Source organism: Erythrobacter sp. A6_0, from assembly GCF_017744235.1.
GTDB lineage: Bacteria > Pseudomonadota > Alphaproteobacteria > Sphingomonadales > Sphingomonadaceae > Qipengyuania.
In genome coordinates, this window is the sequence record NZ_JAGHQR010000002.1 from 163289 (window position 1) to 179455 (window position 16167).

Below are 16167 nucleotides of genomic sequence, written 5' to 3' on the forward strand. Positions count from 1 at the left end.
TCGGCTATCCCTCAAACGAAAAGGGCCGCGAACGTCATGTGACGCTCGCGGCCCCCAACCTTTAGAGGGTTCGCCTTACATCGAAGGCGTCAGCACCCCGTCGATCACGTGCACGATGCCGTTCGACTGGCGCACATCGCCCTGCGTGACATGCGCGCTGGAACCCGCCTGGCCGTTGATCATGATCTGATTGCCCATCATGCTGAGGCGAAGGGTCTGGCCCTGCACCGTGGTCAGCGTGGCGGTCCCGTTACCGGCGCGGATACGCTGCATCAGATCGGCGGCGGTCAGCGTGCCGGGTACGACGTGATAGGTCAGCACGCCGCGCAGCATGTCGCGATTGGCGGGCTGCATCAGCGCGGTGCGCGTGGCGGCGGGCACCTTGTCGAAGGCCGCATTGGTCGGCGCGAACACGGTGAAGGGGCCCGGCCCGCTCAGCGTGTCGACGAGGCCAGCCGCCTTCACGGCCGCGACCAGCGTGGTGAGGTTCGATGCGGCGGACGCGTTCTGGACGATGGTGCGGTTCGGATACATCGCCGCACCGCCGACCATCACGCTCGTCCCGGCGGACATGCCGGCGGCATCGACGTCGGCATCTGCGTCGACAGTGGTCTGGCAAGCGGTGAGCGCGAGCGCGGCGGCCGAAATGGCCGCGAGTTTCAAAGTGGTTTTCATGATTAAACTTTCGTTCCTATCCCCGTCCCGTATGCAACGGATGGTAGGAGCGAGAGTTCCGAAACCCGCCTAGGAAGCCAGTTTCGGGTGCACGACAGCGCCATCGCGCGTCAGGCGGATCGCATCGCCAATCTCTTCGTCGAGCACCGGGCGGCCCTCGTCCTTGTCCCAGAAGGCGTTGAGAAAATTGAAGAGGTTGCGCGCGAACAAAGCGCTGGCATCGGCTGCCAGATGGCCTGCGGTATTGGTGTAGCCGACGATCTTGACGCCGTGTTTTTCGACCACCTCATCGGGCGAAGAGCCTTCGACATTGCCGCCCTGCGCGACTGCCAGATCGAAAATCACGCTGCCCGGTTTCATAGTGGTGATCTGCGCGTCCGACATCAGGCGCGGTGCCGCACGGCCGGGAATCAGCGCGGTAGTGATTACGATGTCCTGCTTGGCGATGTGGTTGGAAACCAGTTCGGCCTGCGCCTTCTGGTACTCCTCGCTCATTTCCGTGGCATAGCCACCCGCACCCTCGCCTTCGATCCCGGCGACATTCTCCACGAAGACCGGCTTCGCGCCGAGCGACTGGATCTGTTCCTTCGTCGCGCTGCGCACATCGGTCGCGGAAACCTGCGCGCCCAGCCGCTTGGCCGTGGCGATCGCCTGAAGCCCGGCGACACCCACGCCCATCACGAAAACGCGCGCCGCCTGCACCGTGCCTGCGGCGGTCATCATCATCGGAAAGGCGCGGCCATAGACGTTGGCCGCTGTCAGCACCGCCTTGTACCCCGCGAGATTGGACTGGCTGGACAGGACATCCATGCTCTGCGCGCGGGTTATGCGCGGCATCAATTCCATCGCCAGCGCCTCGAACCCGCCCTTCGCGTAATCGGCCACCAGCTCCTGCTGACGGAAGGGATCGAAGCTCGCCGCGACCCACGCGCCTTTCTTCGCGCCCGCCAGTGCCATGACCGGCGGGGCCTGGATGCCCAGCACGATATCCGCGTCCGCGACGGCGCGGGCCGTGGGAAGCACTTCCGCCCCTGCTTCGCGATAGGCTTCGTCGGGATAAGACGCGGCGGCCCCCGCCCCCTCCTCGATCGCGACCGTCGCGCCCAGAGCGGTGAATTTCTTCACCGTTTCGGGCGTCGCGGCGACGCGGGCTTCGCCCGGTGCCGTCTCTTTCAGGATCGCGATCCGCACGGGCGCGCGATCAGGTGGCGATCAGGATCACGACGATCGCGGCGATCGCGGCGATCAGCGGCACCGACCATTTCAGACTGGCGATGAAGCTTTCGTACATGCGGTTGGCAGACTTCATGTCCTGGCGCGATTCCATGATATTCCTTCGAATGCTGAGTTGTGTTCCTTCCAACCTGTATCGCGGCCCGCGCCCGCGCTCAAGCCTTCCCAAAATCCGCACGCTTCCGGAGGATAATCGCCTCTTTAACCATTTGGCGCTATAGAGATCGCCCGGTGCCGGATCGCGGCGCAGGTTTAGGAGTTGCGCGAACTATCATGGCCGATGGGGAAACCCGCCTGCTGATGTTGATCGACGACGAGCCGGTGCAGAGCCGCCTCGTCGGCGCGCTTGCCGCGCGTGAAGGTTGGCGCACGCTGGTCGCCGAAAGTGCGGACGAGGCGCTTGCCAAGCTCGATACGCCCGAAGGCCGGACCCTGGGCGCGGTCCTTCTCGATCAATGGGTTCCGGGCGACGACGCCTGCAATCTGATCCGCGAGATCAAGACGCGCCGCCCCACGCTTCCCGTGCTGATGATCACGGCGAGCACTTCGCCGCTCCTCGCCGTCGAAGCGATGCGCGCCGGGGCGACCGATTATCTGATCAAGCCCGTCGCTGGCGAACGCCTGCTGCTCGCCCTGCGCAGCGCGACCCGGCCCGAACCGCCGCGTTTCGAGTTGCAGCCGCTGGCCGAAAAGCTGGTCGGCACACTCGACTTCGACACCATGGTGGGCACTGCGCCCCCCTTCCGCACCGCGCTCGCCAAGGCGGCCACTGCGGCGCGCGGCCACGCCCACGCGCTGGTCGAGGGGGAAACGGGCACCGGCAAGGAAATGCTCCTGCGCGCGATGCATTCGGCAAGCCCGCGGGCCAAGCTGGAGATGCGCGCCATCTCGATCGGCGGAACGACGGCGGGTTCGATCGAATCGCTCCTGTTCGGGCATGAAAAGGGCGCCTTTCCCGGTGCCTTCGATCGCCAGGTCGGCCTGTTCGAAAGCTGCGACGGCGGCACACTGATCCTCGACGAGATCGACCGGCTCGACCCGCTGATCCAGGTCCGCCTCGCCGAAACGCTCGAAACCGGCATTGTCCGCCCGACAGGCGCCAAGCACGGCTTCCGCGTCGATATCCGCGTTCTTGCAGCCAGCGACCGACCGCTCGCTCCGCTGGTGGAAGCCGGGCAGTTTTCGTCCGACCTCTACGAACAGCTGGGCGCTGCGCATATCGTGCTACCCCCTTTGCGCGAGCGCGCCGGCGATATCCCAGCCCTCACCCGCTTCTTCCTCTCGCGCATCGGCCAGCAACCGGGCCTGCGCCACCATTCCATCGCCGATAGCGGGCTGCATCTGCTCGAAGCCTATGACTGGCCGGGCAATGTCCGCCAATTGCAGGCGGTTCTGTTCCGCGCCGCGGTCTTCTCCGAACAGGAAGCGCTGACCGCCGACAGCTTCCCGCAATTGTCCGAACTGCTCGGCGACATGGAAGACCGCACCGAGAGCCGCCAGCGCGGGCTCGGCGTGATGCTCTACACCGATGACGGCAATCTGCGTCCGTTGGAAGAGATCGAGGCCGACGTGATCCGCCTCGCGATCGGCCATTATCGCGGACGGATGACCGAAGTGGCGCGGCGCCTCGGGATCGGACGCTCGACGCTCTATCGCAAGCTTGCGGATCTCGGCATCGACAACGCCGCCTGAGCGGCTTAGCTTTTACCCCATGACGAATTTTACCTTCGAAGGGCGCAGCGCGCTCGTAACCGGTGCGGCCTCCGGCATCGGCGCAGCCTGCGCCCGCTGGCTTGACCGGCAGGGCGTATCGAAACTCTGGCTGATCGACCGCGACGGTGACAGGCTCGCCGAACACGGCTTGGCCTGCGATGTCGAGACGATCGCGGGCGATATCGCGGACGAAGCGCTCTGGACCGACCTCGAACCCAATCTCGCCGGGCTGGACCACGCCGTGCTCAACGCAGGCATCGGTGTGGGCGGCGCGATCGCCGATCATTCCTTCGAGGAATGGCGGCGCGGCATGGCGGTCAATCTCGACGGCGCCTTCCTGTCGCTGCGCGCCTGTTTGCGCGCGATGCGCGATAAGGACGCGCAGACCAAGACTACGCAAGAAAGCCGGCGCGGCAGCGTGGTCCTCACAGCTTCGATCACCGGGATCAAGCCGGTGCCCGGCATCGGCAGCTACGGAGTCGCCAAGGCAGGCGTCGCCCACATGGCCCGGATTGCCGCTGCCGAAGTTTCGAAGGACGGTATCCGCGTCAACGCGGTCGCGCCCGGCGGCGTGGACACAGCGATCTGGGACAGCTCGAAGGATTTCCGCGCCGGCGTGAGCGCGCATGGCCGCGAAGCGACGCTCGCCGCGATGGCGGCGACTACGCCGCGTGGCCGCTTCGCCACGCCGGACGAGATCGCGGGCGAAATCGGCTTCCTGTTGAGCGATCAGGCCAGCAACATCACCGGCACCGTGCTGGTGACCGATGGTGGCTATTCGCTTTAGGGCGCGCTCCAGTTAACCGTACGCTCGGCACGCACTTCACCCTTATTGCCGAGCAGGCGCAGCGTCAGCGCCTTGGCGCCCCAGTCGATATCGACCGTGCCGAAATTCTCTTCCGAGATGAAATCGGTGACGCGCTTGGGATCGGGCTCGCGCGCGGTGTTGCTGGCAGTATCGTTGAAAGCGAGATTGAGCGAGGAGCTGGTCAGCTCCCACATCTCTTCGCCCCCGATGCGTTCGCGATAGATGCCGCCCGCATGCCGGTCCCCCGACAACAAGAGAACCCCGCCCCCGGCGCGCTGGCCGAGCATTTCGTAAAGCCGCGCGCGTTCCTGCGGCATGGTCTCCCACGCCTCGTAATCATGCGCGTCGGTGATGACCTGGATCGAAGAAACGACGAGGCGCAGATCGGCGGGCTTTGCCAGTTCCTGGCGCAACCACGCCCATTGCTCGGCGCCCAGCATCGTCACATCGGGCCCGGTATTGGGCCGCGAATAGGGCCCCAAAGGCGGACGATCCTCGCTATACGGGCCGCGATCGAGATCGGAGCGGAAGAAGCGCGTATCGAGCAGGATCACCTGAACACGCTTGTCTGCTTCGGTCCCGATCGTGCGGCTTTCATAGACGCCGGGGCGCGAACGAACCTGCGCACTCGAATCCCAGAACGTCTCGTAGATCTTTTCCGACAGGAGCTTGAACGCGAAGCTCGCTCCGCCATCGTTGAAGCCGTAATCGTGATCGTCCCAGGTCGTCAGCATCGGAATGTCGCTGCGAAAGCGCGCGAATTCGGGATGGCTCGCCTGTTCGGCATAGCTGCTGCGCAGATCCATGAGCCCCGACCCGCCGTTCCAGCGCTGATCGCCATAGACATTATCCCCGATCAGCATGAACAGCTGAGGATTTTTCGCCGCGATCTTCGCCCACATATGTTGGCTGCGCGACTGGTGATTGCAGCTTCCAAAGGCGAATCGGGTCAGTGTGGCGCTCTCGTCCAAAGCCACGCCCTGCGGTGCGCGCGGCAGCGCGGTCTCGCCCGCCATCGCGGAATTATAGGGGGCAAAGGGCGCGCTGGTCGGCGCGTCGGCAGCAGCGGTGGTGCAGGCAGCGGCGCTCAGCGCGAGGAGGCTGGCGGAAAGCAGGCGGCGGATCATGGTATCACTCCTGAAATCTTGGCCTAAGCCATGATGGGCAAAGATTACGCTGGCAAGTCGCCGAAATCGGTCAGCGCCGCATCGCGCAGGCCGCGCCAGACATTGCGGGCCTGCACGGTTTCGAACACGTCGTGGACACGCACCAATTGAACGCCCGCGCGCATACCTTCCAGCGCCAGCGCCACGCTGCCGCCTAGCCGCTTATCCACCGGCGCCTCGTTCGACAAGGCGCCGATCGTGCGCTTGCGGCTCGCCCCCAACAATAGCGGCTGCCCCAGCGCGTGGAACAGCGGCAGCGCATTGATGAGCGCGAGATTGTCGGCAAGCGACTTGCCGAAGCCGATGCCTGGATCGAGCACAATACGTTCGCGCGCGATCCCCGCCGCCAGCGCCGCATCGCGCCGTTCGCGCAAAGCGTCGAACACGTCGAACACCACGTTGGCGTAATCGGCGCCACCATGCAGATCTTCACCCGAAGCGCCCGGCGCATGCATCAGCACGACGGGGCAGGCTGCTTCGGCAACGACTTCCAGACTGCGCCGGTCGTGCGCGAGGCCGGAAACGTCGTTCACCATCCCCGCCCCCGCCTCGATCGCGGCTTCCATCACGGCCGCCTTTCGCGTGTCGATACTGACCGCGGCGCCCATGGCGGCGCAGGCGCGGATCGCGGGGACGACCCGCTCGATCTCGTCGCCTTCCCACAGGCGCTCGGCCCCTGGGCGAGTGCTTTCCCCGCCGATATCGATGATCGCCGCGCCCGCTTCCAGCATCGCCGCCGCGTGGTCCCGGCCCGCCTCCGCATCGTCGAGGAAGCGTCCGCCATCGGAAAAGCTGTCGGGCGTGACGTTGAGGATTCCCATCACCTGCGTCTGGTCGAGCCGGACGGTCCGCGATCCAATGGTGAGCGGCGCGTGCGCGAGCGTCAAATTCGCCCATTGCGCCTCCCCCTCCGCAGCGACACTGTCGGGCAGGCGCGCCAGCGTTTCCGCCATCGTGTCGGGCGCGGCCAGCCAGCGTTCGATGACCCGATCATCGCGCCGCAGGATCACGGCAAAGCGGCTGGCATAGACCATGCCGCCCGCCAGCCGGATCGCATTGCCATGTTCGGCCTGCGGACCGGGGGCGAAACCGATGGGGCGGATATAGACGCGGTCGGTCATGTCGCGGGCCCGGTGTTGACACTTGCGACACGGTTCGCGGTCCGATCCGTGCGATGGCGAGGGGTACGGCGGCAAGGCAATGCGGCGATAGGCATGGCTGCATCGCTAGCGAAAACCGACCGTGTAGGACAGCGCCTTACGTCCGGCGATAATCCTTCAACCCTCTCGCACGGGAACCAGCCACCGAGGCCGATGCTTTTTCCATCGAACCCTCCGCCCCCGATTCCAGGAAATCCATGCCGCACACTCTCACGCTTCAATCCATCCGCCCGATCACGCATGACGTGAACGAGCTGACCTTCATCCGGCCCGAAGGCTACGAATTTCAGCCCGGCCAGGCGACCGATTTCGCCCTCGATCGGGACGGTTGGCGGGACGAGAAGCGGCCCTTCACCTTCACCTCGCTCCCCGAGGCGGAGCATCTCCAGTTCACGATCAAATCCTACCCCTCGCATGACGGAGTCACCGAACAGATCGGCAAGCTGGAAGGCGGCGAGGACGTTCTGATCGAAGACGCCTGGGGTGCGATTTCGGATCATGGGCCGGGCACTATCATCGCGGGCGGCGCAGGGATCACGCCCTTCCTTTCGATCCTGCGCGCGCGGCAGGCCGAGCATGGCGATCTCGACGGCTATCGCCTGATCTTCGCCAATTCCTGCGAGAAGGACATCATCCTGCGCGAAGAGCTGGAGCGGATGACCGGCCTCAAGCTCGACCTCGTGCTCAGCGACGAAAATGTCGACGGAATATATCACGGCCAGGTCGACAGCGACTATCTCGACCAGGCCGATCTCGATTTCGGCGGCACCTTCTACCTGTGCGGCCCGCCGCCGATGCAGGAGGATGTCAGCACGCTGTTGAAAGCCCGCGGCGTTGCCGACGAGCGGCTGGTGCACGAAGACTGGTGACAAAGCACCCGAAACGGGATCGGGCTTCTATCCCGGCTCGCTGGCAAAGGCGCTGCGATCGAGGCCGTAGATAGCGACATCGCACACGCCCTTGTGCGTTTCCTCATAGGCGGGATGGAACGCTTCGCGCGTGAAGCCCAGCCTTTCGAGCGTGCGGATCGAGGCCACGTTCTCGATATCCACTTCGGCCACCGCCTTGCGGGCGCCGCCATCGGCAAACAGGTGCCGAAGCAGCGCCTCGCTACACTCTACCGCGATGCCCTCCCTCTGCCGGTGCGCGCAGACAATATAGCCGAGGTCCCAAACGCCCGCTTCCTCCACCGGCACCGCGACGAAGCGGCCGACGACCTCCTCGTCCGCATCCACGGCGATCCAGGTCAAGCCGGGCCATGAGGGATCGGCCAGCCAGCCCCATAATTCCTGCTCCGATTCGAAGGCTTCGCGCGTGAGATAAAGGCATTGCGCCTCGTCACCCAAAGTCGGCAACAGCGCAGCCGCATCGCCGCGCTCGAGGGCGCGCATCGTGAAGCGCGCGGTCTCGAGTAAGGGCACGCCCGGTTCGGTAGGAAGGCGCGACCGGTCCGTCATCGTTCCGCCGCGCCCGGTTCTCAGTCCTCAGCCGCCAGCAGGTAGAGCTTGCGCGCCGCGTCGATCGGCTTGATCGCGCCGTCCTGTTCGAAATGCCAGAAGGTCCAGCCATTGCAGCTGGGCGCATTCTGCAAGTCCTTGCCGAGGCCGTGGATGCTGCCCGTCTGTTTTTCGTGAGCCAGCGATCCGTCGGCACGCACCGTCGCGGTCCAGCGGCGCTGCTTGTCGAACACCTGCGTGCCCGGCGGGATCAGCCCGTTTTCGACCAGAGCGCCGAACGCCACCTTGGGCGCGGCGCGGCCCGCCTGCATGGTGGTGAGCGCGCTTTCGTCGAGCGGCAGTTCCCGCGCGATCCGTTTCCGCGCGGCGTCGCGATAGAGCCCCTCGCGCTCGCACCCGATCCACTCGCGGCCCAATCTCTTTGCGACCGCGCCCGTCGTGCCGGTGCCGAAGAACGGATCGAGCACCACGTCGCCCCGCTCGGTCGTCGCCAGCAGCACGCGATAGAGCAGCGCTTCGGGCTTTTGGGTCGGATGGACCTTGTGCCCGTTCTCCTTCAGCCGTTCGCCGCCGTTGCAGATCGGGAGCACCCAGTCGCTGCGCATCTGAAGCTCGTCGTTCAGCGTCTTCATCGCGCGGTAGTTGAAATGGTATTTCGCCTTCTCGCCCTGCGAACACCACAGCAGGGTTTCATGCGCATTCGTGAAGCGCGTGCCGCGAAAGTTCGGCATCGGATTGGATTTGCGCCAGACGATGTCGTTCAGGATCCAGAAGCCGAGATCCTGCAGGATCGCACCGACGCGATAGATGTTGTGATAGCTGCCGATCACCCACAATCCGCCGTCGGGCTTCAGAACGCGCTTGCACTCCGTCAGCCAGGCCCTTGTGAAGTCGTCGTAAGTAAGGAAACTTTCGAAGCGGTCCCACTCGTCCGTAACGGCATCGACATGACTGCCGTCGGGCCGGTTGAGGTCGCCGCCGAGCTGGAGATTGTAGGGCGGATCGGCAAAGACGAGATCGATGCTGGCATCGGGCAGCTGGCGCAGCCGCTCCACGCAGTCACCATCGAGAATTTGTCCAAGAGGCAGGGAAACCGTCTGTTTTCCCGCCGTTTTTTCCTTTTCGCGCGCGATTGTGCGCGGCTTCGTGGTCTCCAAGACCCCCATACCGAATGCCCCTGTCCTTCGTACTTATCCACAGGGTGAGTCCAATCGGAGTCGAGGTCAAGCGCGAAGCGACGGGCGGTTGGCGAAGGAGCGCAGCGCCCTCGCACGGAACGAAAGGAGTCCGCGACTAGATGTTGAGTCCCCTAGTCTTTTCGCGCCACACCATGCTGCGAGTGTGGCGCGAAGGACTCGCTGCCGGAGCGATCGAGATCGGTGAGGTCAGGCAGGCGCGAGGTCCGGATCGACGCCGGTCAGTTCGACCGAGCGATCCCACAACCGCTTCGCCAGCGCTTCGTCCCTGGCCTTGGTGCTGGCGATGGCGCGGCCCGATCGCTTGCCGCTCATTTCGCGCAAGCCATAGGGTCCGTAATACTCGCCGCCTTCGGCAGCAGGGTCGGTTGCGGCCTGGAGCGCGGGCAGAGCGCCATCGGCGGCGCTGTTGAGCGCGAGCCCGACGACCGATCCGAACACGCTGCCGAGCGGTCCGAAATGGCGCGTGATCTCCGTCTGCGCGATCCCCGGATGACACGCCATGGCGCTGACCGAGGAACCGGATGCGCGCAGCCGCCGGTCCAGTTCCTTGGCGAAAAGGAGGTTCGCAAGTTTGCTCTGCCCGTAGAATTGGGTTTTCGAATACCCCTTCGCCGCGTCGAGATTGTCGAAATCGATTCCCGCGCCGCGATGGGCCAGGCTGGACTGGACGACCACGCGCCCGCCACCGTCCTGCTCCAGCTTGTGCAGCAGGAGGCTGGTGAAGGCGAAATGGCCGAGGTGGTTGACCGCGAACTGCAATTCGCACCCGGCGGTCGCATGGTCGAGCGGCGGCATCATCACGCCCGCATTGTCGATCAGAAGGTCGATCCGTTCCTCATGCGAAGCTTCCTCCGCCGCCTGCCGCACGGATGCGATATTGGCGAGGTCGAGATGGAGGAAGGCGAGATCGGCGCGTTCGGGGCCGCTTCTGATATCCTCGATGGCTTCGTTGGCCTTGTCGGCATCGCGGCAGGCGAGGAGCACGCGTGCGCCCTTTCTGGCCAGCCCGCGGGCGATTTCGAGGCCGATGCCGGTATTCGCGCCGGTGACGATCGCGGTCCTTCCGGTCTGTTCGGGGATATCGGAATAGGCGAAAGTCATGCAAACATCTCCAATTGCGCTACCGGAGCGAAGCTGCGCCGGTGGTGGGGCGTGGGCCCGTATGTTCGCAATGCCTCGACATGCTCGCGTGTTCCGTACCCCATATTGCGCTCCCACCCGTAATGGGGGTGCGCCAGCGCCGCCTCGCGCATGATCCGGTCGCGATATTCCTTGGCGAGGATCGAGGCGGCGGAGATGCAGCGCTCCTTCGCATCGCCTTTTACAATGGCGCGCGCGGGCCAGCGCCAGCCGGGCGATCGGCCCTGCGGCGTCAGATTTCCGTCGATCAGGGCCTCTGCAACCGTCTGCCCCAGCGCCGCTTCGGCCCGCTCGACCGCCAGCGTCATCGCCAGCATGGTGGCGCCGAAGATGTTGAGCCGATCGATCGCTTCGACATCGACCACGGCGATCCCATAGACGCAGCGCGCGCGGATGCTCGCTTCGAGCTTGGCGCGCGCTGCCGCGCTCAGCACCTTGGAATCGGCGAGGCCACCCGGACATGGCTTGCATAGCACCACGGCGGCGGCCACAACCGGCCCGGCGAGGGGGCCACGTCCGGCCTCGTCCACGCCAGCGACCAGCGGCGCGGAGCCAATTCCGCCTTCAGGAGTTCCCGATAGCATGACGACAAAACCTTTCCTTGCCGCCCTTCTATCCTCCAGCGCCCTGCTCGCAAGTTGCGGCAGCCCGGCAGGCGGGGAAACCGCCGCCCAATCGACGCCCGCGCCGACGACCGGAACCGCTACCAATGCGCCGATGGGCGAGCCGCAGGTCACGGCATTCGGCACGTATAACGAGCCTTGGGCCGCGGCTTTCGCGCCCGGCACTTCGATGCTGTTCATCACCGAAAAACCCGGCACGATGAAATTCATCGACACCGAAACCCGCCGCACCGGCACGGTCAGCGGGATGCCGCGCGTCGATTACGGCGGCCAGGGCGGCCTCGGCGAGATCGCGTTTCTGCCCAGCCAGCGCGCCGCCAATGTCGGCAGCCGGACGATCTATCTCAGCTGGGTCGAAGCCGGTGACGGCGACACGCGCGGCGCGGTCGTCGGGCGCGGTACGCTCAATTGCGGGACGCAGGATGCGAGCTGTAAGGTGGAAGGGCTGGAGACGATCTGGCGCCAGACGCCCAAGGTCAGCGGCCGCGGCCATTATTCGCACCGCATCGTGTTCAGCCCGGACGAGCGCTACGTGTTCGTCTCCAGTGGAGAGAGGCAGAAGAAAGACCCCGCGCAGGATATTTCGAACACGCTCGGCACGATCGTGCGGCTCAATCTCGACGGGACGCCCGCCGCTGGCAATCCGCTCGCCGATCGCGGATCGCCCAGCGACGAGATCTGGAGCTGGGGCCACCGCAACATCCTCGCCATGGACTTCGATGCCGATGGCCGCTTGTGGGAGATCGAGCATGGTCCGGCAGGCGGCGACGAGCTGAACCTCGTCCAGAAAGGCGGCAATTATGGCTGGCCCACGCGCTCCAACGGCGAAAACTACAACGGCACGCCGATCCCGAACCACAGCCCCGACGATGGCTTCATCAAGCCGGTCATCAGCTGGACCCCGGTGATCGCCTCGGGCAATTTCTTCATCTACGATGGCGACTTGTTCGCGCCCTGGCGCGGTCAGGGAATCGTCGCGGGTCTCAAGACCGAAGCGCTGATCCGCATCGCCTTCGACGGCGACACCGCGCGCGAGGTCGGACGCGTGCCGATGGGTGAGCGTATCCGTCAGGTGGTGCAGGGCCCCGACGGCGCGATCTGGGCGCTGGAGGATGGCGACAACGGGCGGCTGCTCAAGCTGACGCCTGGCTAAAGGCGCTGCAAGGCGAGCGCGGCTTGGCCCGACGATAGCGCTATTTCATCGACAGGCCGGGGCCGCGCCCCTAATCCGCGCGGCCCATGGCGACTGCATTGCCCACCATCGTGCCGCTTTCGGCGATCGATTCCGACCTGATCGAGGATCTGCTCGACGCGGCTTTCGGCGAACAGCGCCGGGCGCGTACGGCCTATCGCATCCGCGAAGGCATGGAATGGCTGCCCGGCCTCAGCTTCGCAGCGCTCGACGATGAGGATTATCTGGTCGCCACGATCCAGCTCTGGCCCGTCGCCCTGACCGATCCCGACGGGCGGGCGCATCCGCTGCTGATGGTCGGCCCGGTCGCGGTGATGCCGGGGCGGCAGGGCGAAGGGTATGGCAAGGCGCTGATGGCCGCCTCGCTCGCGGCTGTCGATAGGCTCGGCGAAGGCTCGTCCGCCGCGCTGCCGCAGGTCCTGATCGGCGATGTCGACTATTACGGGAAATGGGACTTCAGCCCTGCGCATACCGGCGGCTGGCATTGCCCCGGCCCGTACGAACAGGGCCGCCTGCTCGCCCGCACGAACAACGCCGCCATCCTGCCGCGCGAAGGCATGCTGGGCCCCTGGATGGGCTGAGGCCTTTCGCCGGTTCGGGGAGGATTGTCTCGCCCGCCCGCATCTGCCAACGCCACACCTATGGTCTACACTCCGCCCCCCGAGCTCGCCGGTCTCAGCCTCGCGCAGATCGCCGAACAGGTCGAAGCCCGCAAGCTGCCCCCGGTCGAACGCTGGACGCCGCAGGAAGAAGGCGACAGCGGCATGCGCATCGCCGCCGACGGGACCTGGTATCACGATGGCAGCCCGATCAGGCGCGAAGCGATGGTGCGCGCGTTTTCGGGCCTGCTGACGCGTGACGAGAACGGCGCCTACTGGCTGGTCACGCCGTTCCAGAAGCTTTCGATCGAAGTGGAGGATGCCTGCTTCATCGCCACCGATTGCCGCCTGGTCGAAGATGGAATCGCCTTCCGCCTCAATACGGATGATCTGGTGGTCGCCGGGCCGGACCATGCGATCCGCGCCGCCGGAGATGCCGAAGCGCCCGCGCTCTACGTCCATGTCCGGCGCGGCTGCGAGGCACGCCTGAACCGCTCGACCTACGAACAGCTTGCCGAAATCGCGCTGGCGCGGGGGCAGGACTGGACGGTTATGAGCGGCGGCGAAACCTATTCGCTGCTGCCCCCCGCCCCGGAATGAGCGACCTGTTCGACCGGCTGGTCCGCCTGTTCGAAGCGGGCCATGCGCGCGACATACCCGACCTGATGACCGATGCGCGTTTCGCCGATGCCGAGCGGACTGCCGATGCCGCCGTGCTGATCGCGGTGACGGATCGGCCTGACGGTGAGGGTGAGCCGGGTGTCATTCTTACCCAGCGCCCCACGACCATGCGCGATCATCCCGGCCAGGTTGCCTTTCCCGGTGGCAAGCTGGAACCGGGCGAGGACGCGGTCACTGCCGCCTTGCGCGAAGCGGAAGAGGAACTGGCGCTCGATCGCGATCAGGTGCGCCTGATCGGCACCACCGATCGCTATCAGACCGGGACCGGCTTCGACATCACCCCCGTGCTCGGCGTGATCGCCCCCGACCTGCCGCTGCGCGCCGATCCGCGCGAGGTCGAAAGCTGGTTCGAAGCGCCCCTGTCGCTGGTGATGAATGCGGACAATTGGACGCGCAACGAAGTGTTCTGGAAAGGTGCGATGCGGCAATATCTCGAACTCGATTATCGGGGCTATCGCATCTGGGGCGTGACGGCGGCGATCTGTTACAATCTGTCCCGCCGCCTCGAATGGATGGAAGCGACACAGTGACCGATCTCCCCCCCGCCCCCTGGACCAAGCGCGCCGATCTGGCGCAGCTTGCCGCGACGCTGGGGCCCGACGCGATGCGCTGGGTCGGCGGCGCGGTGCGCGACACGCTGCTCGATATCCCCGTGGCCGATGTCGATTGCGCGACTCTGCATAGGCCCGAACAGGTGATCGATCTGTGCCGCGACGCCGGTATCCGCACCGTGCCGACCGGGATCGACCACGGCACCGTCACGGCGATTCTCGAAACCGGCCCGGTCGAGATCACCACGCTGCGCCGCGACGTCAGCACCGATGGACGCCGCGCGACGGTGGCGTTCGCCGACGACTGGCGCGAGGATGCGGCACGGCGCGATTTCACCATCAACGCGCTCTATGCCCATCCAGAAACGCGGGAGATTACCGATTTCTTCGGCGGGCTGGCCGATCTGGAAGCGCGCAGAGTTCGCTTTATCGGCGATGCGCGCCAACGCATTCGCGAAGATCACTTGCGCATCCTGCGCTATTTCCGCTTCCAGGCGCGCTTCGGACGCGAGACGGAAGACGAGGCATTGGCGGCCTGTGCGGACCTCGCCGAAACGCTGAAAGGCATCAGCCGCGAACGCGTGGCGATGGAATTGCTCGGCATACTCGCGCTGCCCGATCCGGTGCCCAGCATCCGCCTGATGGAGAATGCAGGCGTGCTGTGCGTGATCCTGCCCGAAGCGCGCGCCAGCGAGATCGCGGCGCTGGCGCGTCTGATCGAAACCGAGCGCGAACACGATGCCGAACCGGAGGCGATCCGCCGCCTCGCCGCGCTGCTGCCCTCAGTGCCCAGCCTCGCAGAGACCGTGGCGGCGCGGCTGCGGCTGTCGAAGCAACAGCGCGGACGCCTCGCCTGCGCGGCGGCGCGCACGTCGAACGACGCGCAATTGCCCCGTGCGCTCGCCTATCACGAAGGGATGGGATGCGCGCGCGACCGGCTGTTGCTGACCGGCGCCTCGCCCGCCTCGCTCGACGATTGGACGCCGCCCCATTTTCCGTTGAAGGGTGGGACGATCGTGGCGCGCGGTATCGCCGCCGGGCCGGACGTCGCGCGGATCATGCGCGCCGTCGAAGCGCGCTGGATCGCGGAAGACTTTCCCGGCGAGGCCCGGATCGAGGCGCTGCTGACGGAAGAACTGGCCGAACGTTAAAGGCCACCGCACGCGCGGCAACCGCGGCTTCAGGCCAGCTTAATCGCGAAACCCTATAACCGGACCCACGGTTGCATTGCAGCGCAGCATCCGTTTAGAAAGCCCTCTCCCGCCATCGCGGCGGACCGTCCGGCGGTAGCGGATTGGCGTTTCGCGTCTCGTGCCGCCCCTCATTCCCGATCCCGCTTCCGGCGCGTCTTTCGCGTCTGGGGGATCGCGTAGAAAAACACCAATCGGAGTTTCCTTTATGAAGACCCTCGCATCCGCCCTCGCTCTCGCAGTCGCGACGATCGCCACTCCGGCGCTCGCCAACGATCAGGTCGTCGCCGGTGCGACGGTCTACGGGCCCGAAGGCAATCAGGTCGGTACGATCACGCAGGTCGAAAACGGCCAGACCTTGCTCGACACGGGCACCCATCAGATTCCGCTCGCCGTCGACATGTATGGCGTGGGCGAAACCGGCCCGACCATCACCGTGACCAAAGTCCAGCTCGACACCATGATCGAACAGCAGATGGCCGCCGCCAATGCCGCGCTCGACGCAGCGCTGGTCGAAGGCGCCACGATCATGACCGCCGACAGCCAGACGCTGGGCACCGTCGGAACGGTCGAAGGCGACAACGTTCTCGTGGTTCGCGCCGAGGATGCGGGCGAATTCACCGTTCCGCGCAACTACTTCGTCGCGACCGAGGGCCAGCTGATCGCGCGCCTGACCATGGCGCAGGTCGATGCCGCGCTGGCGGATATGGAAGCCAACGCCGAAGCGGCCGCCGATATGTAAAATCCGATCCTTTCGGGATCGCATAAGGCCGGGAGCGC

Annotated in this window: 18 protein-coding genes; 9 read left to right on the forward strand and 9 right to left on the reverse strand. The window is 65.7% G+C overall.

The genetic code is table 11. From position 1 onward, the window contains the following. Positions 1 to 75: 75 nt before the first annotated feature. From J7347_RS06495 to J7347_RS13425, 3 genes are all read right to left on the reverse strand, one after another. Positions 76 to 675 carry a fasciclin domain-containing protein gene (locus tag J7347_RS06495; RefSeq protein WP_209161387.1) on the reverse strand — a complete coding sequence of 200 codons (600 nt, stop codon included), beginning with the start codon at positions 673 to 675 and terminating at the stop codon, positions 76 to 78. A gap of 69 nt (positions 676 to 744) precedes the next feature. Then, a complete protein-coding gene (locus J7347_RS06500) occupies positions 745 to 1866 on the reverse strand; it encodes a Re/Si-specific NAD(P)(+) transhydrogenase subunit alpha (protein WP_209161388.1) in 1122 nt (373 codons plus the stop codon). Between the two features lie 10 nt (positions 1867 to 1876). After that, positions 1877 to 2002, reverse strand: coding sequence for a hypothetical protein (locus tag J7347_RS13425; protein WP_280635681.1), 126 nt, complete (start codon positions 2000 to 2002; stop codon positions 1877 to 1879). Between the two features lie 179 nt (positions 2003 to 2181). Here J7347_RS13425 and J7347_RS06505 point away from each other — a divergent pair, with 179 nt between their 5' ends. Further along, entirely contained in the window at positions 2182 to 3600 is a 1419-nt protein-coding gene (locus tag J7347_RS06505) for a sigma-54 dependent transcriptional regulator (RefSeq protein ID WP_209161389.1), read from the forward strand. A gap of 19 nt (positions 3601 to 3619) precedes the next feature. After that, positions 3620 to 4408 carry an SDR family oxidoreductase gene (locus J7347_RS06510; RefSeq protein WP_209161390.1) on the forward strand — a complete coding sequence of 263 codons (789 nt, stop codon included), beginning with the start codon at positions 3620 to 3622 and terminating at the stop codon, positions 4406 to 4408. On the opposite strand, the gene J7347_RS06515 is transcribed toward J7347_RS06510, so the two are convergent. Beyond that, positions 4405 to 5556, reverse strand: coding sequence for an alkaline phosphatase D family protein (locus J7347_RS06515; protein WP_209161391.1), 1152 nt, complete (start codon positions 5554 to 5556; stop codon positions 4405 to 4407). The genes J7347_RS06510 and J7347_RS06515 overlap by 4 nt on opposite strands. A 44-nt stretch (positions 5557 to 5600) precedes the next feature. Continuing rightward, positions 5601 to 6716 carry a dihydropteroate synthase gene (gene folP, locus J7347_RS06520; protein WP_209161392.1) on the reverse strand — a complete coding sequence of 372 codons (1116 nt, stop codon included), beginning with the start codon at positions 6714 to 6716 and terminating at the stop codon, positions 5601 to 5603. Positions 6717 to 6952: 236 nt separating this feature from the next. Between folP and J7347_RS06525 the strand changes: the two genes are divergently transcribed. Further along, positions 6953 to 7624, forward strand: a complete 672-nt coding sequence (locus J7347_RS06525) for a flavodoxin reductase (protein WP_209161393.1) — start codon at positions 6953 to 6955, stop codon at positions 7622 to 7624. 27 nt (positions 7625 to 7651) lie between these two features. Here J7347_RS06525 and J7347_RS06530 read toward each other — a convergent pair whose 3' ends face one another. From J7347_RS06530 to J7347_RS06545, 4 genes are all read right to left on the reverse strand, one after another. Further along, positions 7652 to 8212 carry a GNAT family protein gene (locus tag J7347_RS06530; RefSeq protein WP_209161394.1) on the reverse strand — a complete coding sequence of 187 codons (561 nt, stop codon included), beginning with the start codon at positions 8210 to 8212 and terminating at the stop codon, positions 7652 to 7654. Positions 8213 to 8232: 20 nt separating this feature from the next. Then, positions 8233 to 9378 (reverse strand): site-specific DNA-methyltransferase, encoded by a 1146-nt coding sequence (locus J7347_RS06535; protein ID WP_209161395.1) that lies wholly within the window; start codon positions 9376 to 9378, stop codon positions 8233 to 8235. Positions 9379 to 9597: 219 nt separating this feature from the next. After that, a complete protein-coding gene (locus tag J7347_RS06540; RefSeq protein WP_209161396.1) occupies positions 9598 to 10512 on the reverse strand; it encodes an oxidoreductase in 915 nt (304 codons plus the stop codon). After that, complete coding sequence (locus J7347_RS06545; protein WP_209161397.1) at positions 10509 to 11135, reverse strand: ribonuclease HII; 627 nt, start codon at positions 11133 to 11135, stop codon at positions 10509 to 10511. The genes J7347_RS06540 and J7347_RS06545 overlap by 4 nt, the downstream gene beginning before the upstream one ends. On the opposite strand from J7347_RS06545, the gene J7347_RS06550 reads away from it, so the two are divergent. The 6 genes from J7347_RS06550 (at position 11134) to J7347_RS06575 (ending at position 16129) form a co-directional block, all read left to right on the forward strand. After that, a complete protein-coding gene (locus J7347_RS06550) occupies positions 11134 to 12327 on the forward strand; it encodes a PQQ-dependent sugar dehydrogenase (protein WP_209161398.1) in 1194 nt (397 codons plus the stop codon). The genes J7347_RS06545 and J7347_RS06550 overlap by 2 nt on opposite strands. A gap of 86 nt (positions 12328 to 12413) precedes the next feature. Then, complete coding sequence (locus J7347_RS06555; protein WP_245173890.1) at positions 12414 to 12947, forward strand: N-acetyltransferase; 534 nt, start codon at positions 12414 to 12416, stop codon at positions 12945 to 12947. A gap of 60 nt (positions 12948 to 13007) precedes the next feature. Next, positions 13008 to 13565 carry a DUF1285 domain-containing protein gene (locus J7347_RS06560; protein ID WP_209161399.1) on the forward strand — a complete coding sequence of 186 codons (558 nt, stop codon included), beginning with the start codon at positions 13008 to 13010 and terminating at the stop codon, positions 13563 to 13565. Beyond that, on the forward strand, positions 13562 to 14176 hold the full coding sequence (locus tag J7347_RS06565; protein ID WP_209161400.1) for a CoA pyrophosphatase: 615 nt from the start codon (positions 13562 to 13564) through the stop codon (positions 14174 to 14176). Before J7347_RS06560 ends, J7347_RS06565 begins: the two co-directional genes overlap by 4 nt. Next, positions 14173 to 15348 carry a CCA tRNA nucleotidyltransferase gene (locus J7347_RS06570; RefSeq protein WP_348521581.1) on the forward strand — a complete coding sequence of 392 codons (1176 nt, stop codon included), beginning with the start codon at positions 14173 to 14175 and terminating at the stop codon, positions 15346 to 15348. The genes J7347_RS06565 and J7347_RS06570 overlap by 4 nt, the downstream gene beginning before the upstream one ends. A gap of 247 nt (positions 15349 to 15595) precedes the next feature. Then, complete coding sequence (locus J7347_RS06575) at positions 15596 to 16129, forward strand: hypothetical protein (RefSeq protein WP_067683560.1); 534 nt, start codon at positions 15596 to 15598, stop codon at positions 16127 to 16129. The last annotated feature ends 38 nt before the right edge of the window (positions 16130 to 16167 follow it).